The following is a 26981-nucleotide window of genomic DNA, read 5'->3' as shown; positions in this document are numbered from 1 at the left end:
AAAAAGTATACTGATTTTTTTCTTGGTGATACATTAGCTAGGCTGAGCAGACAAAATAGAGGAGATCAAATCCCCCCTGTTTTGGTCTTTAGTCATATATTTTTTAAGGAAATTAAGCTTTAGATTTCGCTAAGTATTTATCCATTTCTTCCGTAGGCACCATACCGCCACCCGTTCCCCAAACAATATGATTGGCATTCTGTAATTGTTGCTCAGTAAAGTGGTGCAGCGTTGCATAATCTTGACATTGACTGATGAGGACAGGACCTAACATTCCAGCCAAAGCCGAAGGTTCTAACTTGAGTTGTTCGGACTGATTTAGCATACCCAGTAATAAATACATGGTTTCGTCATCTAAGGTATAAAAACCGTCAAGCAGTCTTTGCATAGCACGACCAACAAATCCAGATGCACGGCCCACCGCCAAACCATCAGCAGCAGTAATATTATCTATACCAATTTCCTGCACAGAAATTTCATCATGTAAGCCTGTTGCAACACCAAGCAGCATACATGGTGAATGTGTCGGTTCGGCAAAGATGCAATGTACATGATCACCAAATGCCATTTTTAAACCAAATGCCACGCCACCGGGACCGCCACCAACGCCACACGGTAAATAAACAAATAAAGGGTGCTGTTGATCGACAACAATGTTCTGTTGCGCTAACTGGGTTTTTAGGCGCTCTCCAGCAACAGAATAACCTAAGAATAGCGTGCGTGAGTTTTCATCATCAATGAAGAAACAGTTCGGATTTTGTAGGGCTGCTTTTCGTCCTTCTTCAACTGCGACACCGTAATCTTCAACGTATTCAACGACTGTTACGCTGTGAGAACGTAATTTGTCTTTTTTCCATTGACGTGCATCGGCTGACATATGCACAGTCACATCGAAGCCCAATTGCGCGCTCATAATGCCAATCGAAAGTCCTAAGTTTCCTGTAGAACCGACAGCAATACTATATTGGCTAAAAAATTTTTTAAACTCAGGGCTGTTAAGTTTGGTGTAGTTGTCTGAAGTGCTTAATAAGCCAGCTTGTAGTGCAAGTTTTTCGGCATGACAAAGTACTTCATAAATACCACCACGCGCTTTAATTGAACCCGAAATAGGTAAATGACTGTCTTTTTTAAGCCAAAGTTTACCGTGAATGGGGTGTCCAAAATGCTGTTCAAGTTGTTGCTGCATATTTGGAATAGCAGCCAGTTCAGATTCGATAATACCGCCAGTGGCTGCCGTTTCTGGGAAAACTGCCATGAGATAGGGCGCAAAACGTGCTAAACGATCACGAGCATCATCAATATCTGTTTGGTTAAGTCCCACATAAGGTAAACCTTCTGCAAGTGTGGTGAAATGAGGATTAAACCAAGCCGTTTCTTTGAGAGCAATCAGATCCTTAACTATAGGATGTCGCGCAATAAGTTGATTAAGTTGATCAGAATTCATCAGAGTACTCACAAAAGCTTAAATAAAATTAGACAGGAGAAAGGTGCAACCCAGCGCGATCAGTGAGGCAATAAAAGTGGCTGAGGTATAATATTTGAAGGTTTCACTTAAGGTCGCACCACAATATTGTTTAACCAACCAAAATAACGAATCGGTCACGATGGTACAGCCAATCGCACCTGAACCAATCGCAATCGCCATAATTTCAGGGCTAATCTCGGGGTAGAGATGTAACATTGGCGCGACAATCGCAGTCGCTCCCATCATGGCAACGGTTGCTGAACCCACTGCTGCATGTAGAAGCAAGGCAACTAACCATGCCAGTAAAATAGGATGCATGTGTAAATGTGAAAGGAGAACAGCCATGGAATCAGCTAAGCCACTGGCTTTGAGGATGCTGTTAAACGCACCACCCGCACCAATAATTAATAAAATATTTGCAATAGAAGAAAAAGAATTTTCAGTGTCTTTTAATAACGCTGCCATGCTCATACTACGACGTAAGCCCAAGGTGTAATAAGCCACAAAGACTGCAATAAACATGGCGGTAATTGGATTGCCAATAAAGTCTAAAACTTGGGTAAATGTGGTTTGTGGATGCGTGTTTAATTCGGCAATGGTCTTAATGAGCATCAGTCCAATCGGTAAAAACACCGTGAATAAGGTTATTTTTAATGACGGTAAAGTGTGTTCTTCTCTGAGGGTTAAATTCGAAAATTCTTCAGGTACTGCTTTAAAAGGTAAGCGTTTGCCCAATAATTTTAAAAATAACGGGCCACCGATTAGTGCAGCGCTTAAGCCCACGATTAAACCAAAAACAATCACAGTACCAACATCTGCCCCCAGTTTATTGGTGACATAAAGTGCTGCTGGATGGGGTGGAACGACACAATGAACCGCCATTAATGCGGTACACAGTGGAATCGCTAATTTAAATAAAGAGGTTTTGGTGTGTTTAGCAATCGAAAATGCGAGTGGAATTAATAAAACAACGCCAACTTCAACAAATAAGGTAATACCGCACAGTAAGCCAATCAGTACCATAATGATATCGGTAGAGAGCCACTTACAGCGTTGCAGGGAGAGTGCAATACGTTCGGCCGCGCCCGATATTTCCATCATTTTGCCTAGAATAGTACCCAGTGCAATGACTGTTGCAAGGAAACCTAAGGTACTTCCAATCCCATTTTCAATGGCATTGATCATCTCAAGCGGTTGCATTTGCATGGCAAGACCCACAAAAAAACTCGCGAGAAGCAAAGCCAAAAAGGGGTGCAATTTGAACTTTAAAATAGTGAAAATAATTAAACAAATACTGGTGAGTAAGATACCGACATCTAAGAAATTGGCTTCCATACCAGGTGTCTCCGTGACTAAAATTCCTATGAATCTATTTGAGTGCAAGAGAAGAGAGGCGTCAAATGATCAAATTTTACGTTTGCATTAAAATAATTCACCTGAAAAAATGGATTGAAATAAACATTGATCTTTAAATATATTTTGAGTTCCAATGCTCTAGAGGGTGCAGTTAATGAATTTCATTTTCTGATGAATAACATGATCTATGGATTGAGGGAAAATGAATGACCAATGCACATAAAACCCTGACCGGTTTTCAGTTGTCAAAACTGTATACTTTTGAAGTTGCAGCGCGCCACGAGTCATTTGCTTTAGCCGCAGAAGAGTTGTTTTTGACACCCAGTGCAGTGAGCCATCAGATTAATGTGTTAGAAAAAGAACTGAATATCAAACTCTTTTTACGCTTACATCGTAAGGTACAGTTAACCCCTGAGGGCAACCGTGTTTTTTGGGCTTTACAATCCTCATTAGATCATTTAAATACGGAAATTAAAGCTATCCAAAATCAGGCATTGGCAGGATCGCTCACCATTTATGCTAGACCTTCAATTGCACAGTGCTGGTTAGTACCCAAACTTTCTGATTTTATTCAACGTTATCCCTTCATTCTGTTGTCTATTTTGACGGGGAATGAAAATGTTAATTTTCAACGGACAGGCGTTGATTTAGCCCTCTATTTTGACAATCAGCCCTCATTTCAACTGAATTATCAATATTTGATGGATGAATATATTATTCCCGTATGCAGCCCTGAATATGCAGAAAAGTTTAATTTAATGAATACGGTTGAAAATCTAAAGCATTGTACTTTGCTGCATGATTGCCAAGCATGGAGCAATGGGACGGGAACGGATGAATGGAACAGTTGGGCGGCACATTTTAATGTCGATCTTGATACGTCATTGGGGATTAGTTTTGATCGCTCTGATCTTGCCTTAATTGCTGCTAAAAATAATTTAGGCATTACCATGGGCAGAAAAAGATTGGTACAAAAGGACATCGAAAATGGAGAGCTAGTGATGCCATTTCAAGAGATGTATTTACGCTGTGATCAGCACTATTACATCGCCTCATTGAAAGATCGGCAATGGCCTAAAATTGATGCTTTTATTGAATGGCTTACAGTGCAGTCTAAAGACAGTGAATGAGTTGAGTTTTCTGAAAAAATAAATTCGCACAGGAAAATCTCAGTGCATAAAATAAGATGAAGCAAAGCAAATAATATTTTTATTCAAGGTCTTACTTATAACTTACCCGAATTCATTAAGTCTGCATCAACTGTTTTAGCAGTTGGAAATTCATCAATATCCAATAAACCATATTTTCTGACTGTAGCCAAACATTGATGGCTTATGGGAGGTAGGTTGCTAAAGAGAGTAGGTATTCATCCTGTTTATCCTCTATCCATCTTTTTATTATTAGCATTGCATTTGACTTTTTAGACATTGAAACGTTTCTAACGTGCAATGATAAGAGCGCATTAATTTGAAAAATACTGTTTTGAAGAGAGCTGAATGGTTTTATTGTAGTATGAAATTGAAGCCATGATGAGGGGACAGATTGAGTCGTAATCTCAGTATTAAATCAGTTAATTTTTTGGTTAAACCTGATAAAGCGAAGCCAAACCTTTAAAAAGGATGGGCTAATATGGTTTCGATAAACTGGGAGGATATATTGGAAAGTTCAAAATCTTTTTTATAAATAATCCCTACAGGTAAATGTACATTACCGTCATCAATCTCAATTAAAATATTCTTTTCTTGGTCGATAAAATTTTTGAAATGTCTCGGAATTGCACTTACGCCCATTCCAAAGGCAACAAAATGTGAAAGTGAACTAATTTGGTGACATTCAACTTTAAGATCTAATACCACATTGTTTATGCGACAATTTTGTTCAATAACGTGACGAATAATGGAGGGATGCTGCAAAGTAACAAAAGGATAGGAACACAATTCTAACCACGTTACACTTTTTTGTTTTGCCAAGAGATGATCTCGAGGTAACAGGGCGAGAAAATCTTCATTAAATAATGGTCTAAAGATTAACTGATCATTGGGTTTAGGCTCAAAGCAAATTCCAATTTCAAAAATGCCTTCTTGAACATTTTCGATAATTTTTTCATTGGTCACATCATGTATCGAAAAACTAATATTAGGATATTTCTGAGAAAAATCATGCATCACTGCTGGAAGTACTGCATGGGTAGCAAAGGGCATAGAAGCAATACTTAATGTTCCGCGATGTAGTTTAAAACGTTGTTTAACGTCTTTTTCCATATCTTCCCAATTTGCTAAAAGTTTTTTCGCATAAGGAATTAAAGAGAGACCTTCAGTGGTAATTTCGACTCGACGCGTAGTCCGCTTAAATAATTTTCCGCCTAATTCTTCTTCTAAAGTTTTTATACTTAAACTTAATGCAGATTGACTCAAACAAAGCTCATTGGCTGCATTCGCATAACTTAACGTGCGTGCAAGAACTAAAAAAGCTTTTAACTGTTTGAGTGTCATGATTGAACCTGATTAAATTTTTTAATCTCTTCTCAGCTGAACTATGAACTACTGCTGATCGAGCGATTTTTATGGATGTGAAAATAAAAACTCTCTTTATTCCAATGAATTGAAATTGAGTTTTGTATCTGCCAAATTGATTAAAAGAAGTATAGGAGAAATGCAGACAAACTCTGTAGGCAATATGTTTTAAATCAATGAAAAATAGAGCATTCTTAACAATATTCGAAGATCAGAACTCTAGCACAATAATGAATCGTTCTTTCTTCCTCTACCAGAACATCAGCACACACTTTTTTTAATCGACTTTTGTAGATTTTTAAATGTCTATAAAAAATTCTATTTATCAATTTTTCTTCTTGTTCGATGACTATTTTTAAATAATGCAGTGATTGATATGCATTATAGTTTGATTCAATCATTGCTGATAAATGCTTTGAATCATGCATATTAAATGCTTGTCAAAGCTCAAATAGCCAAATTCTGTTGCTTGAACGAAAGGTTAAATTTAAATCTTGATTTGAATGATGAAGATGAATAGATAGAGATGTCCCTACAATATTTAGCATAAATATTGAAATTGGATGGGGCATTGTTTCTTTAAGGATGGAGTAAAAAATATGTGGGATTTAGCAGTCATTTTACTTTCCCTCGGGCTATTGATGTACACCGCCTACAGAGGATTTTCTGTAATTCTAATGGCACCTATTTGTGCTTTATTGGCTGTTGTACTGATTAATCCAGCAAATGTCTTACCTTTTTATTCAGGCATTTTTATGCCGAAAATGGTTGGATTTATTAAAGACTATTTTCTGGTTTTTTTACTGGGTGCAATTTTCGGTAAAGTTGTTGAAATGTCGGGGATTGCGGAGTCGATCGCGAAAACCATTGTCAGTCTGATTGGTTCAAAAAATGCCATGCTGACTGTTGTGCTTTTAGGCGCAATTTTAACTTATAGCGGTGTCAGTTTATTTGTCGTGGTTTTTGCAGTTTATCCATTTGCAAATCAGTTGTTTAGGCAAGCTAATATTCCAAAACGATTAATGCCTGCAACCATTGCACTAGGTGCTTTTTCCTTCACCATGGATGCCTTACCGGGCACCCCACAAATTCAAAATGTCATACCCACCACTTTTTTTGGAACTGATATTTATGCCGCACCTTTTTTAGGCACTCTTGGTGCGATATTTGTGTTGGGCGTTGGCTTAAGCTATCTGGAATGGCGTCGTCGTGTTGCTGCTAGAAATGGGGATGGATATGCCACTGGCGTTACCTTGTCAGACGCTGAGCTACAACAATTAAATGTTGAGTCAGATCCAAAATCAAATGGTTCATTTGCACGTCAATTTTTGGCTTTTGTTCCCCTCATTTTAGTTGCTGTGATGAATAAATATTTATCGACTGCAATTAAAGAGTGGTACCCAAATGGTTTTGATTTCAATGCCATCGGACTTGCCGCGTATACGGTGGATGTGGCAAAAACAGCAGCAATCTGGGCTGTGGGTTTAGCCTTAATTGTTGGGATTATTGCTGCAATTTTATATGATTTTCGCCGTGTTTATAGCAGTTTTAAAGAGGGTGTAAATGCAAGTATTGGGGGAGCTTTACTAGCCGTCATGAACACTGCATCTGAATACGGTTTTGGTGCAATTATTGCTGCTTTGCCTGGTTTTGCAATTATTAGTCATGCACTTGGAAATACCTTTACCAATCCTTTGGTGAATGGCGCAGTCACCACCACTGTTCTTGCAGGTGTGACTGGTTCGGCATCTGGAGGAATGAGCATTGCTTTAAGTGCAATGGCAGATCAATATAATGCTGCGATTGTAGCCATGAATATTCCTCCCGAGGTGATGCATCGTATTGTAGCAATGGCATCAGGCGGTATGGACACTTTACCGCACAATGGGGCAGTGATTACATTGCTTGCGGTAACTGGTCTTACACATAAACAATCTTATAAAGACATTTTTGCGATTACTATTATTAAAACATTAGCCGTCTTTGTTGCGATTGCCGCATTTACTTGGTTTGGTATTGTTTAAAAATCACCCTTTAAAAGAGTAAAATGGAGCAAATAATGAGCCAGATGCTTAAAGATAAAGTTGCCTTTATTACAGGTTCAGCAAGTGGGATAGGACTTGAAATTGCGAAGAAATTTGCGCATGAAGGGGCTAAAGTGGTCATTTCAGACATGAATATTGATAAATGTGCTGAAACTGTGGCTTTGTTAAAAAATGAAGGTTTTGAGGCTTTATCTGCACCTTGTGATGTGACCAATGAACAAGCCTATAAAAGTGCCATCGAGCTTGCACATAAAACATTTGGTCGTGTAGATATTTTAATTAATAATGCAGGATTTCAATATGTTGCTGCAATTGAAGATTTCCCAACAGAGATTTATCAAAAACTGATTAACGTGATGCTGGTGGGTTCTTTCGTTGGGATTAAGCATGTATTTCCGATTATGAAAGCGCAACAATTTGGTCGTGTAATCAATATGGCTTCTATTAATGGCTTGATTGGTTTTGCGGGAAAAGCAGGCTATAACAGCGCTAAACATGGTGTGATTGGTTTAACCAAAGTTGCCGCTTTAGAATGCGCACGCGATGGTATTACCGTAAATGCGCTATGCCCAGGTTATGTTGATACGCCATTGGTTCGCGGACAAATTTCGGATTTGGCAAAAACCAGAAATGTCAGCGAACAAAGTGCTTTAGAAGATGTGATTTTAGCGATGGTGCCACAAAAGCGTTTACTGAATGTTGAAGAAATTGCTGATTATGCAATCTTTTTGGCCAGTGACAAAGCTGGCGGGGTTACAGGTCAGGCAGTTGTGATGGATGGTGGTTATATAACACAATAAATATATTCCGTTGGTGTAGGCATGAACTATTCATAGATTTGAATACATCACTTTTATGATCCAAATTAAATGGGGGGCTTGTTGCCCCTTTATTTTTGAGCCTAAAAACTGATAAAAATATTAATTCATTTAAAAGTCTCTAATCCAGAAGCTCTACTAGAAAAAATCCGAGTAGAGATATTTAGTCACCAAAATGATTGCGCTTTATGTTCAGAATTGAAAAAATTAACAATCCAAAAGTTAATCTTATTGAAGTGGATGTGCTAAATAATTGTTTGACAACATTTTTAAAATTATGATTTTTATATCAGTTCTAGTAAGTTCTGAATATATACCAATAAATTTGAACCGTTTATAAATTTGCTCAGGGTGAATAGAAAAATTTTGAAAAGAAAAATTTAGATCAATAAAGCTTTTGGGTAATTATATTGAGTGAAATGCAATTCTTGTAGAAAATATATATTTTAAACAGAGATAATCCTTAATTTTGTGGAAATTTATAAGGTATACAATGTAATATGCTGTAGATTAAATTTAGTAGGTAAATATATAGTGGATTTGAAAAGTTATAATTTAGAGGACCAAATTGGGTACTTATTGCGTAAGGCATATCAAAGACATTTGGTGATCTTTCAACAGCAGATAGGAGACTCTCAGCTGACGGCTGTTCAGTTCTCTGTATTGTATACTGTTAATTTATTTGAAAAATGTTCACAAAAAGAATTGGTAGAACATACCGCAATTGATCAAGCGACTATTCGTGGGATTGTGGAAAGGTTGATTAAAAGAGATTTATTGAGCCAATATCAAGATCAACAAGATAAGCGTAAGGTCAAAATTAGTATTACTCATGAAGGTCGAAAAGTTTTAGCAGACACTTTAGAAAATGCCAAAAGTATTTCTGAAAAGACACTTGAGCCTTTAAATCCAGCAGAAGCTTTAGCTTTATTACATACCTTAAAAAAAATTACTTAATTTAAAAATAGGAACTCTTTTCATTTGTTTTCTGCATCAATATTTGGTTTTCTATAATTTAATATTCAAGATGAAGGAAAGAGCAAACCTAAATAAATGACTTAAATTATTTTATGATTTATTTTTTACTTTAATTATCAATAATTTATGCATAAAAATATATTCATCGAAATATCAATTCATTTTTATAGCCAATCAAAATAATTATGCTTTTAAAAGCGTTGTATTGCTTAGAGGTTGTTTGATTAAAATATCTACATTTTCTGTAGATATTTATTTGAATCATCATCTATTTATAATTCAATTTATGGGCTAATCATTAAGGCTCAATCATTTTATATTTATCTATATTTCAAGGTTGTAGTGTAAAGACTTTAACTTAGTGTTTTTTCATCTAAAAATTTTTTTTAGGTGCTTTTTTAATTTATGTGAAAAAGGATGCTATGTGCTTTTAATTTTTTTATTGGCATAGGTAAAAAAACGGATAAATAACGATCGATTGTCAAAGAGTAAAAAATATTTGATTTTCTAATAAATAGATTTATATTTTTAAAAAAAAGAACAATGAGAGTGTATAAACTTAAAAAAATAAAAATAAAAACTTGATAGTATTTCTGGTAGTTAGTGTTTATTTTGTTTTAAATTATTGAAAAATATATATTAATATTAATATTTAAATTTTTAAATATAGTATTTGTTTTTTTATAATTAAGTGTGTACCTTATAGTTTGGCTGATCGATATTGATTCAAAACTGAAACCTAGCCGTGAGGCTTAGAATAAAGAAAAGTAAAGAACCAGATAGGAGAGCAAGAGCAATTGAGAAAAAACTAGTTCAAAGTCACCAGTTTTAATTTCTCAATTAGGTCGGGCTGAAATTAGCATTTGAAAATATGGATCAGGCAAAAAATTGGGGGTTAACCCATTCCTGAATTGAATGAGCCACTGTCTTATTCCTTAAGTCAAATGGTTATTTTAGTTGGTAAAAATGTTTTTATAAAATTGGATGGATTCTTATTTTAAATATTAAGTTATTGATTCAATTTTAATTTATTTCACAAGGAACTATGTTTTTTAACATTAAAAAGTGAGAAATTTATGAAATTAAGTACCTGTTTTATTTTGCTTGGAAGCACATTGATTGTACCCGCCTCAGGTTTTGCAAGCACTTGGAATGACAATTCAGTTTCGGTTCGTTATGGAACAGAGTTTTCTGAAGCTGGCGTTGGTAAGGATATTAGCAAAACCATTTTTAATTTCACGCATGCCAGTGGTGATAAATATGGGACTAACTTTTTTACTGTGGATAATTTGATTTCGGATAAAAAAGATTTAGCCGCAAATAGTGATGATGGTGCTCAAGAAATCTATGGTTTTTATCAAAGAACATTATTACTTTCATCGATCCCTCAGCTTAAATCTGAGTATGACACTTTAAATTCATTGGCTGTTTTTGGCCGTGTTGATTATGGTTCAAAAAATACCACTTTTGCATCTAGACCTAGAAAGTATTATTTAGGTTTGACGATGCCTATCCCTATAAAAACGGGGTTCTGGAATGTAGGTCTAGCGGCTTATAAAGAGAATAACCATAACGGTACTATAGGAAAAGAAGTTGAATTTGATACAACTTGGGCTGTTTCGAGTGCATGGAATGTACCGTATGGTCCTGGGAGTTTTGGCGGGTTTATTAATATGATCGGTCCAAAAGGAAATGATGGATTTGGAAATAAAACAAAAACTGAGACGTTATTCCGTGTCAGTTATTTATTTGATGTTGGAAGTACCAATATCAAAATAGGGCCTGCTTATGAGTATTGGCGAAATATGTATGGAAATGATGAGCAGCTAGATGGAACTCATGGCTCAAAAGGAAATGTACCGATGCTGATTTCGCAATTCAAATTTTAAAAAGATTATAGGTGAAGCAGATGACTATTAATGGAAATAATGTCAAATTAAAATATGACGGCGAGTTGGCTAACAGCACTGTGTTAGATGAAGATGCTGAATTGGACGAATCCATGGAAACGGAACATGATGACTATGCACGATCACGTGTGCCTGATCATGCCAAACGTGGTGCAGGTGCTATTCTAAGTGTATTAGTGGGTTTTGTAACGGCTTTCTTCTTTGTTTTAGTCGGGGGGCTGTTTTTAAATAAAAGTGGGGCTTTATCGACCTGGATTGCTTTGGCTATTTCTTTTGCTTTGCTGACTGTTTTAAATTTAATTGTTGCACGCGTAGCATCAAGAGAAGGTTTAACCGCTGAATTAATCACGCGAAGTTGCGGTTTTGGTTCGGTCGGTTCTGTATTTACCACTTTAATTTATGCAGGCACATTTGTGATTTATGCCGGTGCAGAAGGACAAATCCTTGCCCGTTCTATTGATCAAATATGGGACTTGCCCAATCAGGTTTGGTATATCGTTGTGGCGACAATGTTTGTACCAATGGCTTGGAGCGGGATTAGTTCAATGACAAAAATTTTGACTTGGACTGTACCGGTCTATGTCATTTTACTGATTTGGGCGATTATTTCAGGTTATCAACACAATGGTGGAATGCCAACAGGAATGTTTTCTGCCATGCCTGAAGGCGCAGTGGGCGGCGTAATTGGGGTTATTGTTGTACTCTCAGCTTTGGCTGGAACCATTGGAATTAACCCATTTGAAGCCTCTGACTATAATCGTTTTGTCCGTTCCAGTGAGTTTAAGCGCAAAGCATTCATCAGTGTCGTTTTACCCTATGCTTTATTATTTTTTGGTGCAATTCCTTTGGGGATCTATTTTTCTTTAATTACCAAAAGTATTGATCCATCGATTTATTTCATAGGTTTAATTGGTTTAATTCCTGGGGTTGCGTTGGCATGGGTTTCTCAAATTCGCGTAAATTTAACTAATATTCACGTCAGTTCAGTCGCCTATGCTTCAGGTTCTGAAGCCTTAGGTGCCAAAATTTTAGGTCGCAGATTTTGGATTATTGCCGTTACAATTATGACTATTACTTTAATGTGGCTTGATGTTTTAGGAAATCTTTACACATTCTTGGAATGGACAGGTATTTTCTTGCTTTCTTGGTTGGCCTGCGTGGTTGCTGATATTGTGATTGTGCGTGGATTACTCAAAATTGTGACTGGGCCGTTAGAGTTTCGTACTCATAAAATTCGCCGTATTAATCCAGTTGGTGTGTGTGCCTTACTTACCGGAACAGTCACTGCTTCATTGATTTGGATTCTGAATGACAATCCTGTAATCAGTGGAATGTCTGCATATGTGGGTTTTGTTGTAGCATTTGTAGTTCATGTGACTCTAGCCTATATTACTAAAGGACGGACTTATTTTATTGATCAAGATGACAAACGATTGCTCATCAATAAAGTAAAAGCATAACTATGGAGAGTTAAATATGCATAAGACAATGATTTACCCTGAGATACGGGCTAGATACACCAAGTTGAAAGGTGGTCGAGAATTTGCTTTTAACGAAATTAATCCAAGCAAAACAGCACATTTGATTGTGGATATGCAAAATGGTTTTATGTTAGAAGGAACTCCGCTTGAAGTGCCAACCGCACGAAGTATTGTTAAAAATATTAACTCCATTACGCACACTCTAAGAGAACACGGCGGATTAAATATTTTTTTAAGATTTACCACCACCACGGCAAGTGAATGGTCTGTCTACTTTGAGAGCTTTCAAGCCGAAAGTTTTTCTAAAGCACAAGTTGAAGCATTTTCTAAAGACAGTCATTTGCATAATTTGTATAAAGAACTCGATATTCAAGATCAGGATTTAATTGTTGATAAAACAAGATTTAGTGCGTTTACCCAAGGATCTTCGAATGCATTAGAGATTCTTAAAGAAAGAGGCATAGATACTGTTTTAATCTCTGGAACTTTAACAAATTGTTGTTGTGAGGCAACTGCACGCGATGCGCAACAGTTGGGATTCCGCGTTATTTTTATCTGTGATGCAAATGCAGCACTGAGTGATTACGAACACAATACGTCTATTAATTCACTTGCAGCATTATTTGCGGATATAAGAACTACTCAGCAAACAGTAGGATTAATTTTTGGAGAAAAAGCCGCTTAGTAGATTCTAATATTTATGGCGTAGTGTAAAAGTAAAGACTCAGTATAAAAATGCTGAGTCTTTTTTTTTGATCGTTTAGTAGTCTACTTTGATCAATTTTTCTGATCTGAATTTTAATAAAGCTCAATAGATAAATCTTGATTTCATCTTTGATGATGATTATTTAAGATAAATTAAAAAGTTGTTTTAAATTATCTTAAAATTTATTTATAAAATAACACTTTAAATCAGCCTTCAAGCTTGAACCCTAAAAATATCTAGCTCCAATTTACTTTAGGATGATTCCATTTTTATGCTTTAGATTTCTGAATGAAACATTAAGTAGCTCATTTCTATTACATCACAATCGCAAATAAGGCTTTGTAATAGACAGCTTATTGAAAAAGTTTCTACTATTTTTGCTTGTTCAACAGACTTTGAAATGAATTGATAATTGAGTACTTTGATGGCTGGAATATGAATCTTTATAAGTGTCTACACTTTTATTTTGTTTTTATTGTATTTATATATTATACAAAATAATAATAAAATTAATAATTTAAAAATAAACACACAAAATTTGAATAAAAATAATTAAAGCGTATAGACTTTAATTTAAAAATATCGTATATCTATATATAGCTAAGTTAGGCGCTATAAAACAAGGAATGGAAAATGACTGAATCGAAAAAAATTGCGATTATTGGAGCGGGTTTAGGCGGTGCAGCAGCAGGTCGGCTGTTACAACGTGCAGGCTTTGATGTTGATGTTTATGAGCAGGCTCCAGAGTTTTCACGGATCGGAGCAGGGATTCATGTAGGTCCAAATATTGTTAAAATTTTTAGAGAAATGGGCTTAGAACAAGAGTTGGAAGAACTAGGCTGTGATCCAGATGCGTGGACTAGTCGTGATGGTAGTACCGGTGAAATTATTGCGCAAGCCAATGTTCGTGGTTATGGCGCAACTTACATTACTGTGCACCGAGGCGATATGCATGCATTGCAAGTTTCAAGCTTGGACCAAAGTAAGTTGCATTATGGGAAAAAATTAGAGAATGCTGTTCAACATAACGATCGAGTTGAATTAAAGTTTAACGATGGTACAACTGCAACGGTTGACATTGTTATTGGTGCTGATGGCATTAATTCAAAAATTCGTGAGTTATTATTAGGCGAAGAAGCACCTTTATATAGTGGCTGGGTAGGGCATCGTGCGCTCATTAAAGGTGACAAGCTTAAGAAGTTGCAAGCTGAATATGATCTAGATGATTGTGTGAAATGGTGGCATGAAGATCGTCATATGATGGCCTATTACACCACCAAAGAGCGTGATGAATATTACTATGTAACTGGTGTTCCGCATCCACCATTAGACACGCAAGGACGTTCATTTTTAGAAAGTAGTCATGAAGCGATGTATGAAGCTTTTGAAGGATTTCATCCATGTATTCAGGCCATGATTGAAGCCAGTGAAAACATTACAATTTGGCCGTTAAATAACCGAAATCCATTACCCGTGTGGAGTGAAGGTCGTTTTGTTTTACTGGGGGATGCATGTCATCCGATGAAACCACACATGGCACAAGGTGCGGGCATGGCGATTGAAGATGCTGCAATGTTGACGCGCTGTTTGTTGCAAACAGGCCTAGATGACTATACAACAGCCTTTAAATTGTATGAATTAAACCGTAAAGACCGCGCAACGAAAGTACAGGCAGTATCAAATGCCAATACATTTTTGAAACAGCCTGAAGACCCATCTTGGGTATATGCCTATGATGCTTTAACGACACCGATTGTTCAATTGGCGGGGGAAGTCGCATGAGTGCAACTTTCCTATATGGGCAAAATGAATTTGTGAATGGCGTTCGAATTCATTATTTACGTTATGGAGGTAAGGGGCATCCCCTTATTTTAATCCCAGGGATTACCAGTCCAGCCATTACATGGGAATTTGTAGCTGAACGTTTAGGTCAAGTTTTTGATACCTATGTATTGGACGTACGTGGTCGTGGTCTTTCATCGTCAGGACCTGAACACGACTATGGAACAGATGTGTGCGCTCAAGATATTGTGAGCTTCGTACAGAAACTTGGACTTAAAGAATATTCACTGATGGGACACTCTATGGGCGCACGTTTTGCAATTCGCGCCAATGAACTTTCGAATCAGGGTCTTAAACATTTATTTCTGATAGATCCTCCTGTATCTGGACCTGAGAGACGTGCTTATCCAAGTAAATTACCTTGGTATGTTGATTCAATTCAACAAGCCATTCAGGGAATGAATAGTGAAGACATGAAAGTATTTTGCCCGACATGGACAGAAGCGCAATTACAACTGCGCGCTGAATGGCTACATACCTGTTATTTACCTGCAATTATACAAGCGTTTGATGATTTTCATACTTATGACATTCATCAGTATATTTCGCATATCCAAGTACCAACACTTTTAATGGTGGCAGGTAAAGGCGGCGTAATTTTGCCCGAAGATGAACAGGAAATTCAACAGTTAAACCCAAATATCCACGTTAAACATGTACCACAGGCAGGTCATATGATCCCTTGGGATGATCTTGAAGGCTTCTTCACCGTTTTGGGTGAATACCTAGCTCAAAAATTCAATTAAGGAAAATGATTATGGATAAAGTTTATAAAATTGGTCAAATTGTTCCAAGTTCAAATACAACGATGGAAACTGAAATTCCAGCGATGCTTCAGGCACGTCAATTGATTCGACCTGAGCGGTTTACGTTTCACTCGAGTCGTATGCGGATGAAACATGTCAAAAAAGAAGAGCTTGCTGCAATGGATGCACAGTCTGATCGCTGTGCTTTAGAGTTATCAGATGCACGGGTTGACGTATTGGGCTATGCCTGTTTAGTGGCGATTATGTCGATGGGCTTAGGTTATCACCGTGAGTCAGAAAAACGCTTAACGCAAGTCACAGTAGATAATGATGCTGCGGCACAAGTTGTGACCAGTGCAGGTGCGCTTGTTGATGCATTAAAAGTCATGGGTGCAAAAAAAGTCACTGTGGTGACACCTTATATGAAACCCCTTACTGAACTTGTAGTGGATTATATTCGTAACGAAGGTTTTGAGGTTATTGATTATATTGCGCTAGAAATTGCAGACAATATTCAAGTTGCAGCTCATGATCCAGCGAATTTACCTGACATTGTGAGTAAGTTGAATTATCAAGATGCAGATGTGGTGGTGTTGTCGGCTTGTGTTCAAATGCGATCGTTGCCTGCTGTTCCTAAAGTAGAAGCCTTGACAGGGAAGCCTGTGATTTCAGCTTCGATTGCAACGACTTATAGTATGTTAAAAGCACTTGATCTAGAGCCGATTGTACCGGGCGCAGGTGCATTATTGTCTGGCGCGTATTAAGTGTATGGATAAGGTGAATAGAATGTCACAGGAATCATCTGCTGTAGATAATTATAAAGGGGTGTGGGGTAATCGCATTGGCTTTGGAAAAAAGCCTGCATTAATTCTGATTGATTTTATGAAAGGCTATACCACCGAAGGGCAGCCTTTATATGCCCCAGATGTAATTGATGCTGTGAACAACACCACCGAAATTTTGGAGTTGGCTCGTCAACATGACGTTTTAGTGATTCATACCAACATTCGCTATCATTTAACTGATCAAAAAGATGGCGGAATGTGGGTAAAAAAATCTCCAGTGATGCGAGCTATGGTAGTAGGTAATCCTGCTGCTGAATTTTGTGATGAAGTGAAGCCCTTAGCCACAGAGCTGGTGTTAACCAAAAATTATGCCAGTGCATTTTTTGGCACAACTTTAGCTTCTATTTTAGCGGCTGAACAAGTCGATACCGTGGTTTTGGTGGGCTGTTCTACCAGTGGTTGTATTCGGGCATCGGCGGTGGACGCAGTACAGCATGGTTTTAGAACGATTGTAATTCGTGAATGTGTGGGAGATCGTCATCAGGCACCTCACGAAGCCAATTTATTTGATATTGATAGTAAATATGGTGATGTGGTGTTGAAGCAAGAATTTATTGAGTATGTATTAAATAACTAAGCTTATCTTGAGTTAGTCACATGACATTAAGTTGGTAGCTAACTCAAGATGAATCTATTCATGATGTTGGAGATAGAAGTCGTAAGATGGATACAAAGCAAATGATTTCAGCACTTGTTAATTCTCGCCAATCTATACGTGCTTTTACCGATCAAGCTATTTCACAAGATGAAATTCAAGACATATTACAGCTTGCCTCACGCGCACCCTCTGGAACAAATATTCAACCTTGGAAAGTGTATGTCGTGCAGGGTAATAAAAAAGTTGAAATACAAGACGCTGTTAAACAGGCCGTGATAGAGGTGAGTGAAAATCCTGAACTGAAAGGCAAGTACGAAGCTGCTTTTCAATATTATCCAAAGCAATGGTTTGAACCCTATTTATCACGGCGCCGTGCCAATGGATGGGGGTTATATAATTTACTTGATATTCAAAAACATGAAAAACAAAAAATGCATGCGCATTTATTGCGAAATTTTGAATTTTTTGGTGCGCCAGTCGGAGTTTTTTTTACAGCTCATGAAAATCTGCATGTCAGTGCAAAAATGGCCATTGCCATGTTTATGCAAACTTTTATGCTTGTAGCGAAAGCTTATGGTTTTGACAGTTGCCCGCAAGCGGCTTGGAATGATTATCATGAAGTGATTTTACCGCTAGTGGGGGCTAATCCAGACGAACAATTAATTTGTGGTTTGGCACTCGGTTATGCTGATCCTCAACATATCATCAATCAATATTATACACCGCGCATTGCAGTACAAGATTTTACCGTCTTCTTAAGTTGAAGATAACCAGTATTCGAAAGGTAATAATAAGCTATGTGCAAGTATAAAAAATTTTCTGAATAAGCGTATTCGTGTTATTTAAAAAAATTTACGTTTTTTTGTTTTTATCATGTTTTTGTAAAATCTAATTTAATTTTAGTATTTTAAGTCTATACACTTTTTATAAATCCTTTATAAAAATCTATATTTTAATAAAATTAATCATAATTACATGAAAATATATATTTTAATTTAATTGATTAATTCGGTAAAAACAGTTGATATCTGCACTGTATTTGTGTATTTATAGTGTGTACACTTTTAATTAGATATTTTTGATCGGTGTCGCATATATATGTATCAGGGAAGAGGAAAGATAAATGCCAATTAATAATAGTGAGTTCACTCAAAATTTTGAACAGGTTTTAAAGCTGTCAAAAGTAGACGAAACACAAACGGTTGCGATTTTAAAAAGTCATTATTCAGATGAGCGTACTGTAAAGGCTGCAATGGATGCTGCATTACGTTTAAAAGCAAAAGTTTTTATTCTTGAATTACCTTCATTTAATCATCCTATCGCGATGGGAAATGATATGACTGCATATTGTGGAGATACCGCACTCACTGGAAATTTGGCTGCACAACGTGCTTTAGAAGCAGCAGATTTGATCATAGACACGATGATGCTGCTTCATTCTCCAGAGCAAGAGCAAATTTTAAAAACAGGCACAAGAATTATTTTAGCTGTTGAACCACCAGAAGTATTAGCACGTATGCTGCCGACTTTAGACGACAAGCAGCGCGTTATGGCAGCAGAAAAGTTCCTGAAAAAAGCCAAATCCATGCATGTTACTTCAGCAGCAGGTACAGATTTTTATGCACCATTAGGACAATATCCTGCCGTGACAGAATATGGCTTTGCTGACGAACCTGGTCGTTGGGACCATTGGCCAAGTGGGTTCTTGTTTACATGGCCAAATGAAAATAGTGCAGAAGGAACACTGGTTTTAGATGTGGGGGATATTCTATTACCGTTCAAAATGTATGTGCGTGAAAAAGTCACGTTGGAAATTGATAAAGGGTTTATCACTAAAATTCATGGTGGTTTTGAAGCTGAATATCTTCGTGATTATATGAAGTATTTTAAAGATCCTGAAGCATACGGTATTTCACATATCGGGTGGGGTTTACAGCCCCGTGCACAGTGGACAGCAATGGGTTTGCATGACAAGAATGACGGTATGTGTATGGATGCACGAGCATTTGATGGAAACTTTTTATTTTCAACAGGTCCAAATACTGAAGTCGGTGGTAGCCGTAAAACACCTTGTCATATGGATATTCCTTTACGCAATTGCACGGTGAAATTGGATGACATCATGGTGGTTGAAAATGGTAAATCTTTACAATTAGAAGGCATGTAATCGACTCTGATTCAGGTGATAAAAATAGCTTAGATTTTCCAGCGACAACTCAGTAATGCGATGGCGGTAGTGATTAAGGAAAATTGAACTACATCGAGGAATAAAAAGTAAAGAGCACTATTTGGAGTGAGAAAAATGGAAGTTTTAATTAAAGAAGTCATCCCATTAACTTCACAAATTTTGGGTTTTGAGTTGGTTGCAAAAAATGGTTCCAACTTGCCTGAATTTACAGCTGGATCACATATTGATGTGCATTTAGACAATGGCTTAACCCGTCAATATTCGCTAGCAAATTGTAGTACTGAGTCAGATCGTTATGTGATTGGCGTATTAAATGACAGTAATTCACGGGGTGGTTCAAAATTTATTCATGAAAGTTTTCATGTGGGTAAAACCATTACCATTAGTGAACCTCGTAATTTATTTCCAATTTTACCGAGCACAGAAAAAGCGATTTTATTTGCAGGTGGAATTGGGATTACGCCCATTTATGCGATGGCACATGAATTAAGTGCAAAAAATATTGATTTTGAATTGCATTATTTTTCGAGAAGTTATGATGCGTTGGCATTTGCGAAAGAGCTAGAAAGTAAATTTCAGAACCATGTCTATTTTCATCTCGATGATGAGCCAGAAACTAAAGCACAAATGAATCTTTTGCTCGATCAACCTCATGAAAGTAAACATTTGTATGTCTGTGGGCCAAATGGTTTTATGGATTTCGTTATTCAGTCAGCAAGAAAGTTGAAATGGAGTGATGCACAAATACATAAAGAACATTTTGTAGGTGGGAATGTTGAAGCTGGCAACGATAAAGAATTTATTGTGGAAATTAGTGCTACTGGACAGCAATTTGTGGTGCCTAAAGGCCTAACAGTTATTCAGGTTTTGGAAGACCATGATATTTTTATTCCTGTTTCATGTGAGCAGGGTATTTGTGGAACCTGTATCACCAAAGTTGTACAGGGTGAACCAGACCATCGAGATATGTATTTATCAGAAGCAGAAAAAGCTTTAAATACACAGTTTTTACCCTGTTGTTCGCGTGCAAAAACTAAAAAATTAATTATTGAAATTTAAGTTGTCATCCATCTAATTGATTTAGAAATTTAAATTTGAGATGGATAACTGGATTTGAAGGTCATGATTATAGTTCATGTAAAAGATCCTCATGGATCGATTGAATCGAAAAACTAAGGAGTAGTTATGTTTGATAATAGAGGTGTGGTTTATGTGGGTGCAGGGAAGGTGGATATCCAGAAAATTGGCTATCCTAAAATGCATGATCCACGAGGTAAAAAAATAGAACATGCGGTGATCTTAAAGGTCATTTCAACCAATATTTGCGGTTCCGATCAGCATATGGTGCGTGGTCGTACAACTGCACAAGTGGGTTTGGTTTTAGGGCATGAAATTACGGGTGAAGTGATTGAAAAAGGACGTGATGTTCAAAATTTAGAAATTGGTGATTTGGTTTCCGTTCCTTTTAATGTAGCTTGTGGACGCTGTCGATCATGTAAAGAACAAAATACCGGTGTATGTTTAACTGTTAATCCTGCTCGTGCGGGTGGAGCATACGGTTATGTGGATATGGGTGACTGGGTGGGTGGGCAATCTGAATTTGTAATGGTGCCTTATGCCGACTTCAACTTATTGAAATTGCCAGAACGCGATAGAGCGATGGAAAAAATACTTGATTTAACCTGCTTATCGGATATTTTACCCACAGGTTATCATGGCGCTGTAACTGCCGGCGTAAAACCGGGTAGTACAGTATATGTTGCTGGTGCAGGTCCAGTCGGGCTTGCGGCCGCTGCCTCAGCACGTCTTTTAGGTGCAGCCGTGGTTATTGTGGGCGATATTAATCCCGCGCGTATTGCTCACGCTAAAGCTCAAGGTTTTGAGGTGGTTGATCTGTCTAAAGAAACGCCTTTGCATGAACAGATTGCAGATATCTTAAAAGAACCCGAAGTAGATTGTGCGATTGATGCCGTTGGATTCGAGGCACGTGGACATGGACACGCCGGCGTGCAACAAGAAGCCCCCGCCATTGTTTTAAACTCATTGATGCAAGTGACCCGTGTGTCAGGGCAAATTGGTATTCCTGGATTGTATGTAACCGAAGATCCGGGTGCTTTGGACTTGGCTGCCAAAAATGGCAGTTTAAGTATTCGTTTTGGACTGGGTTGGGCCAAATCACACTCTTTCCATACGGGTCAAGCGCCTGTAATGAAGTATAACCGTCAGCTAATGCAAGCGATTATGTGGGGACGTTTAGACATTGCAAAAATTGTGGGAGTAGAAGTCATTAGTTTGGACGACGCACCGCGTGGTTATAATGAATTTGATTTGGGTGTGCCTAAAAAGTTTGTGATAGATCCACATAAAAGTTTTAGTTAGCATGGCTTAGATAAAACATATTTTCCTTGAGTAAAGCGAAGTCGCTTATAACGGGAACATAATGTAGATATTGAATCATGTAAAACTAAAATATGCATAGTGAGTTGAATCGATTGTGTAGTAATTTAAGGATTACTACACCTAGTTTATTGAAATATTAAATGGATATTGATATGGAACAAGATGCGACCAAAACGGATAATCTGGTTCAGAATAAAACTTTTGGAAAAATTGAACCCTATCACCATGCGGCAGGAGGATGGGGAGCGTTATTAAGTGTTGCGCGTAATTTAAAAAAGCAGGAAATTGTAAAAAAAGGCGCGATTACTTTACTTAATGCCAATCAGCCCACGGGTTTTGATTGTCCTGGATGTGCTTGGCCTGAACAGAAAAACAGCCATGCTTTTAATTTTTGTGAAAATGGTGCGAAAGCAATCGCTTTTGAAGCCACCAGTAAACGGGTAAGTGCTGATTTTTTTGCTCAGCACAGTGTCACTTGGTTGTCACAGCAGAGTGATTATTTTCTTGAGCTACAAGGTCGTTTGACCGAGCCGATGCGTTATGACGCAGCGACAGATCATTATGTTCCAATCAGTTGGGATGATGCATTTAAATTAATCGCTGAAAAATTACATGCTTTGAATCATCCAGACGAAGCTGCTTTTTACACCTCTGGTCGTACCAGTAATGAAGCTGCATTTTTATATCAGCTGTTTATTCGCAGTTTTGGCACCAATAATTTTCCTGATTGTTCCAATATGTGTCATGAAGCCACCAGTTATGGTCTGACAGACACCATTGGGCTAGGGAAAGGTACAGTTTCACTTGACGATTTTGAATTGGCCGATGCGATTTTCATTTTTGGCCAGAACCCGGGAACCAATCATCCGCGGATGCTGAGTACTTTACGCGCAGCATCACGCCGTGGTGCGAATATTATTTCGATTAATCCTTTAAAAGAGCGGGGATTACAGCGTTTTCAAGATCCGCAGGATAAATTGGAAATGCTAACCAATGGTAGTACTCCAATTAGTCGCAATTATTTTCAGCCAAAAATTGGTGGAGATTATGCTCTTCTGGTTGGCATGATGAAGCATTTATACGAATGGGACAATGAGCGTAAATTAAAGGATCAGGCTTCTGTTTTTGACCAGAACTTTATTCAAAGCCAGAGTGTAGGTTTCGAAACGATTTTAGCAGAAGTTACGCGCACTTCATGGGCAGATATTCATCAGCAAACTGGATTGTCAGCTCAAGAATTGAAACATTTGGCGACCATGTTTGTAGAGGCTGAACGAGTTATTTTTTGTTGGGGCATGGGCATGACGCAACATCGTCATGGAGTTGCCAATATTCATATGTTGAGTAATTTACTGTTATGCCGTGGGCATATCGGTCGTCCGGGTGCTGGCGCTTGTCCTGTTCGGGGGCACAGTAATGTACAAGGTGACCGCACCATGGGCATTAATGAGCATCCACCTGAAAAGTTACTTGATAATTTAGATCGTGTATTTGCAATGCAGACCCCAAGAAAGCATGGTTTAGGTGTAGTGGACACGATCAAGGCCATGGCCCAAAAACAGATTCGAGTATTTTTTGCGATGGGTGGGAATTTTTCGGAAGCAACGCCGGATACCTTATATACACATTTTGCCTTAAGACAATGCGAGCTAACGGCCCATGTCGCGACGAAATTAAATCGCAGTCATTTAGTTTGTGGTCAAGATGCATTAATTCTACCTTGTTTGGGTAGAACGGAAGTCGATCTACAAAAACACGGACCGCAATCGATTTCGGTTGAAGACTCGATGAGTAATGTACATTTATCGGCTGGTAGAAATGAGCCTGCTTCTGAGCATCTCTTGTCTGAGCCTGATATTGTGGCGCGTTTAGCAGCGCAAGTTTTGCCAAACAGCACAATTCAATGGCGCTGGTATATTGAAAATTATGATCGTATTCGTAATGCCATTGCAGAGGTTTTTGAAGATTTTCATGATTTTAATGTGAAGGTTTATCAGCCGGGTGGTTTTAACTTGGCTCATCCAGCAAATCAGCATGAATGGCGTACACCAAGCCAAAAAGCTGAATTTATAATGACCTCATTAGAGGATGTTTATGCAGACGATGAACATCGTTTTACAGCACAATATAAAACCCAAAAAATCTATACACTCATGACCATGCGCTCGCATGACCAATACAATACTACCTTATATGGTTTAGATGATCGATATCGTGGCGTGTTTGGGTTACGTCGTGTTTTGTTTATGAACGAAACAGATATTTGCGAGGCTGGTTTTGCTGCTGAACAATATGTGGATATTGAAAGTATTTATTCGGATGGCGTAAAACGGGTGGTTCATCAATTTAGAATTGTACCCTATGATATTCCACGTGGCTGTTTAGGTGCATATTATCCTGAAACCAATCCATTGGTAGCTTTAAGCAGTCATGACAAAAGGGCAAAAATTCCAGCCTCTAAAAATATTCCCGTGATTTTACTTCCTGTAAAGCAGATTGAAATGCCTGAAAATTTGGCCGTTCAGTACGAGGAAAATTAGGTCATGTTGCAGAGCAATCTGTTATCCACTTGTTTAAATGGCGAAGTGGTGACCCAAAAAGGTATTGAAAAGCGCACAATGGGCTGTGAAGCAAGAACAGTAACGCGTATCCAAGCAGAGTCTAAAAAAACTCTGGAAGATTTTGTGATCCAAGAGTGCCCTATAGCGTTGGTGTATAACGGTATTTCTCATGTCGTGATGATGGCAACACCGATAGATTTGGTGGAGTTTGCCAAAGGGTTTAGTTTATCAGAAGGAATTATTCCAAATTTGCATGCTTTATATGCGATTGACGTTCAGTACAGTGAACTGGGCATTGTCATAGAGATGAAGATTGCTTCCAGCGCTTTTGTGAAATTAAAGCTGCAACGTCGTCAATTGGTGGGAAGAAGTGGTTGTGGATTGTGTGGAATTGAAAGTTTACAACAATTTGAACAGCTTCTTCCTCAGGTGACCACACCTTTTAACCCACACTGGTTGAATCAAATCGAGCCAGCCGTTAAAAATTTAAATTTTCATCAACCGCTTACAGGTTTAACGGGTGCTGCACATGCGGCTGCTTGGGTGGAGCAGGGAGAAATTAAGGCCATTTTTGAAGATGTTGGACGTCATAATGCTTTAGATAAATTACTGGGCTATCTTGCAATACAAAATATTCAAGTTGCGGAAGGCTTCGTTTTTATGACCAGTCGGGCAAGCTATGAGTTGATTCGTAAATGTGCTCAATTGAATATTGCTATGTTGGCGACTATTTCTGCGCCAAGTACTTTAGCAATTGATTTAGCTAAGCAGGCAGGATTAACCTTAGCAAGTTTTTGCAGAGAAAAACGGTTTGCTTTATATACTCAAATTCAGCAGGAACGTTAAGATGGATGCTATTTTACCCGAAACGGAATTGGTGATTTTGGCGGGTGGTCAAGCGCTTCGGATGCAAGGAAAAAATAAATTATTACAGCAATTTGATACACAGATACAGCTGGTGAAAATTTATCAGGCCTTTTATGATCAGGTGACACAAGTTTGGGTGAACAGCCATCGTGATCATACAATCTATCAAAAAATTCAGCCCAATATAAAGTGCTTCACTGATGAAAATTCAGGATTTGAAGGACCCTTGATGGGTATGCAAACGGCATGGACGCACGTCAAAGCAGATTATATTTTGTTCCTTCCATGCGATATTACGGTTATTCCGAGCTTAATATATCAAGATTTACATCTAGCGTTGAGGAAAAACTCCGCTAGTTTGGTGGCTTATGTTGAAATCAATCATCAAGCTTTATATCCGTTTTGTTTAATTAAACGTAGTGCTGTGAAGGTCATCAAGCAGCATGTAAGTCAAAAAAAGCTGAGCTTAAAAAGATGTTTTGATGCCTTGAATGCCACTGTCGTTAAAGTTAATGAACCCACACTTTATTTTCACAGTATCAATTCGGAACTCGAACTAACCCAGTATCAAAACGCGTTGCCTATATGACAGGGTCAGTCAGTAAATTAAAAGTAATGAATTGAAAAATGGCTTGCATATTGAGGATGATGAAAATGCAAAATACAGCCTCGTTCTGGGTGGATCAATTTGGTCGAGAAAAACGTAAGTTAAGAATATCTGTGACAGATCGTTGTAACTTTAAATGTAGCTACTGTATGCCAGAGCATCCAGAGTGGATGAAGAAGAAAAATTTAGTCAGTTTTGAGGCACTTTATCAATTTTGTGAATTAATGGTTCAAGGCGGTATTGAGAGTATTCGTATTACAGGCGGCGAACCGCTCATGCGTAAAGGCGTTGTGCATTTTATTGAACAATTACAACAGCTCAAGCCTTTGGGCTTAAAACGAATTTCCATGACCACTAATGGACATTATTTAAAAAAATATGCATTGGCTTTAAAGCAAGCAGGGCTAGACGACTTAAATATTAGTTTAGATACGCTAGATGCTGAACAGTTTCACAAGCTTACCAAGAATGATCTAGAGCCAGTTCTGAGCGGAATTGAACAGGCACAGCAGGTCGGATTGGCGGTTAAAATTAATACAGTTCTCATTAATGGACAAAATGAAGATCAAATTTTACCACTGGTGGTTTGGGCAAAAGCCAAAAATATGAGCTTACGTTTTATCGAGTTTATGCCTTTAGATGGCGATGCACATTGGCAAAAGCAAAATGTAATCACGGAACAAGACATATTGACGGTTTTAGCGACTCAATATCAACTTCAATTACAAACTCAAGGAAGTGAACCTGCACGACGATATTTGCTCGATGAACAGTATGAAATAGGGATTATTTCAACCATTAGTCATGCATTTTGCGGCAGTTGCGATCGTATTCGAATGACAGCTCAAGGTGAGTTATATAATTGTTTATTTGCGACTGAAGGCTTGGCTTTAAAACCGCAATTGGATGTTTTATTGGCAAATCCTAATGTTGATTTGAAAAAGCAATTGCAACAGAAAATTCAACAATATGTTTGGGAGAAAGAATCTGGATTTGACGCAATTTATGCGAAAAAACAGCCTCGAAAAATTAGTATGCATATGTTAGGAGGTTAA

The 26981-nt window shown here is 37.8% G+C and carries 22 protein-coding genes and 1 pseudogene; 19 read left to right on the top strand and 4 right to left on the bottom strand.

Features of this window, described 5'->3' with window-relative positions:
• Window positions 1–112: 112 nt before the first annotated feature.
• Together dsdA and dsdX are read right to left on the bottom strand one after the other, a co-directional pair.
• Complete coding sequence (gene dsdA / locus GA0116959_RS00185; protein WP_092717031.1) at window positions 113–1444, bottom strand: D-serine ammonia-lyase; 1332 nt, start codon at window positions 1442–1444, stop codon at window positions 113–115.
• An 18-nt stretch (window positions 1445–1462) separates the two neighbouring features.
• Entirely contained in the window at window positions 1463–2800 is a 1338-nt protein-coding gene (gene dsdX, locus GA0116959_RS00180; RefSeq protein WP_092717028.1) for a D-serine transporter DsdX, read from the bottom strand.
• 227 nt (window positions 2801–3027) lie between these two features.
• Between dsdX and dsdC the strand changes: the two genes are divergently transcribed.
• The gene (dsdC, locus tag GA0116959_RS00175; protein ID WP_092717025.1) at window positions 3028–3951 is read left to right on the top strand and encodes a DNA-binding transcriptional regulator DsdC; all 924 of its coding nucleotides are present in this window, start codon (window positions 3028–3030) and stop codon (window positions 3949–3951) included.
• A gap of 101 nt (window positions 3952–4052) precedes the next feature.
• Here dsdC and GA0116959_RS14150 read toward each other — a convergent pair.
• Window positions 4053–4187: pseudogene (locus GA0116959_RS14150) on the bottom strand (succinyl-CoA--3-ketoacid-CoA transferase); the annotation flags it as partial.
• A gap of 244 nt (window positions 4188–4431) precedes the next feature.
• A complete protein-coding gene (locus tag GA0116959_RS00170) occupies window positions 4432–5313 on the bottom strand; it encodes a LysR family transcriptional regulator (RefSeq protein WP_092717022.1) in 882 nt (293 codons plus the stop codon).
• A 620-nt stretch (window positions 5314–5933) separates the two neighbouring features.
• On the opposite strand from GA0116959_RS00170, the gene GA0116959_RS00165 reads away from it, so the two are divergent.
• From GA0116959_RS00165 to moaA, 18 genes are all read left to right on the top strand, one after another.
• Window positions 5934–7358: a GntP family permease gene (locus GA0116959_RS00165; protein WP_092717019.1), complete on the top strand. Its 1425-nt coding sequence runs from the start codon at window positions 5934–5936 to the stop codon at window positions 7356–7358.
• 35 nt (window positions 7359–7393) lie between these two features.
• Window positions 7394–8179 carry a 3-hydroxybutyrate dehydrogenase gene (locus GA0116959_RS00160; RefSeq protein ID WP_092717016.1) on the top strand — a complete coding sequence of 262 codons (786 nt, stop codon included), beginning with the start codon at window positions 7394–7396 and terminating at the stop codon, window positions 8177–8179.
• A gap of 552 nt (window positions 8180–8731) precedes the next feature.
• Window positions 8732–9154, top strand: coding sequence for a MarR family winged helix-turn-helix transcriptional regulator (locus tag GA0116959_RS00155; RefSeq protein ID WP_244878540.1), 423 nt, complete (start codon window positions 8732–8734; stop codon window positions 9152–9154).
• 1097 nt (window positions 9155–10251) lie between these two features.
• The gene (locus GA0116959_RS00150; RefSeq protein WP_092717013.1) at window positions 10252–11064 is read left to right on the top strand and encodes a hypothetical protein; all 813 of its coding nucleotides are present in this window, start codon (window positions 10252–10254) and stop codon (window positions 11062–11064) included.
• Between the two features lie 20 nt (window positions 11065–11084).
• Entirely contained in the window at window positions 11085–12545 is a 1461-nt protein-coding gene (locus GA0116959_RS00145; RefSeq protein ID WP_092717010.1) for a purine-cytosine permease family protein, read from the top strand.
• Between the two features lie 16 nt (window positions 12546–12561).
• Window positions 12562–13251: a cysteine hydrolase family protein gene (locus tag GA0116959_RS00140; protein WP_092717006.1), complete on the top strand. Its 690-nt coding sequence runs from the start codon at window positions 12562–12564 to the stop codon at window positions 13249–13251.
• 654 nt (window positions 13252–13905) lie between these two features.
• Window positions 13906–15054, top strand: a complete 1149-nt coding sequence (locus GA0116959_RS00135; protein WP_092717003.1) for an FAD-dependent oxidoreductase — start codon at window positions 13906–13908, stop codon at window positions 15052–15054.
• Complete coding sequence (locus GA0116959_RS00130; RefSeq protein ID WP_092717000.1) at window positions 15051–15860, top strand: alpha/beta fold hydrolase; 810 nt, start codon at window positions 15051–15053, stop codon at window positions 15858–15860. Before GA0116959_RS00135 ends, GA0116959_RS00130 begins: the two co-directional genes overlap by 4 nt.
• Before the next feature lie 11 nt (window positions 15861–15871).
• A complete protein-coding gene (locus GA0116959_RS00125; RefSeq protein ID WP_092716997.1) occupies window positions 15872–16624 on the top strand; it encodes a maleate cis-trans isomerase family protein in 753 nt (250 codons plus the stop codon).
• 22 nt (window positions 16625–16646) lie between these two features.
• Window positions 16647–17282: an N-carbamoylsarcosine amidohydrolase gene (locus GA0116959_RS00120; protein ID WP_092716994.1), complete on the top strand. Its 636-nt coding sequence runs from the start codon at window positions 16647–16649 to the stop codon at window positions 17280–17282.
• Between the two features lie 86 nt (window positions 17283–17368).
• Complete coding sequence (locus tag GA0116959_RS00115) at window positions 17369–18067, top strand: nitroreductase (protein ID WP_092716991.1); 699 nt, start codon at window positions 17369–17371, stop codon at window positions 18065–18067.
• Between the two features lie 359 nt (window positions 18068–18426).
• Window positions 18427–19470 carry a 2,5-dihydroxypyridine 5,6-dioxygenase gene (locus GA0116959_RS00110; protein WP_092716988.1) on the top strand — a complete coding sequence of 348 codons (1044 nt, stop codon included), beginning with the start codon at window positions 18427–18429 and terminating at the stop codon, window positions 19468–19470.
• Between the two features lie 135 nt (window positions 19471–19605).
• Complete coding sequence (locus GA0116959_RS00105; protein ID WP_092716985.1) at window positions 19606–20550, top strand: PDR/VanB family oxidoreductase; 945 nt, start codon at window positions 19606–19608, stop codon at window positions 20548–20550.
• Between the two features lie 126 nt (window positions 20551–20676).
• Complete coding sequence (gene fdhA, locus GA0116959_RS00100; protein ID WP_092716982.1) at window positions 20677–21870, top strand: formaldehyde dehydrogenase, glutathione-independent; 1194 nt, start codon at window positions 20677–20679, stop codon at window positions 21868–21870.
• Between the two features lie 173 nt (window positions 21871–22043).
• Complete coding sequence (locus GA0116959_RS00095) at window positions 22044–24431, top strand: FdhF/YdeP family oxidoreductase (RefSeq protein WP_092717513.1); 2388 nt, start codon at window positions 22044–22046, stop codon at window positions 24429–24431.
• 63 nt (window positions 24432–24494) lie between these two features.
• Window positions 24495–25298, top strand: coding sequence for a formate dehydrogenase accessory sulfurtransferase FdhD (gene fdhD, locus GA0116959_RS00090; RefSeq protein WP_425304193.1), 804 nt, complete (start codon window positions 24495–24497; stop codon window positions 25296–25298).
• A gap of 1 nt (window position 25299) precedes the next feature.
• Window positions 25300–25908 (top strand): molybdenum cofactor guanylyltransferase, encoded by a 609-nt coding sequence (gene mobA, locus GA0116959_RS00085; RefSeq protein ID WP_092716979.1) that lies wholly within the window; start codon window positions 25300–25302, stop codon window positions 25906–25908.
• A 65-nt stretch (window positions 25909–25973) separates the two neighbouring features.
• Window positions 25974–26981, top strand: a complete 1008-nt coding sequence (gene moaA / locus GA0116959_RS00080; protein ID WP_092716976.1) for a GTP 3',8-cyclase MoaA — start codon at window positions 25974–25976, stop codon at window positions 26979–26981.

This window comes from Acinetobacter albensis (genome assembly GCF_900095025.1).
Taxonomy (GTDB): Bacteria; Pseudomonadota; Gammaproteobacteria; order Pseudomonadales; family Moraxellaceae; genus Acinetobacter; species Acinetobacter albensis.
The sequence above is the reverse complement of the archived record's forward strand: the minus strand, read 5'-3'. Positions and strand labels throughout refer to the sequence as shown.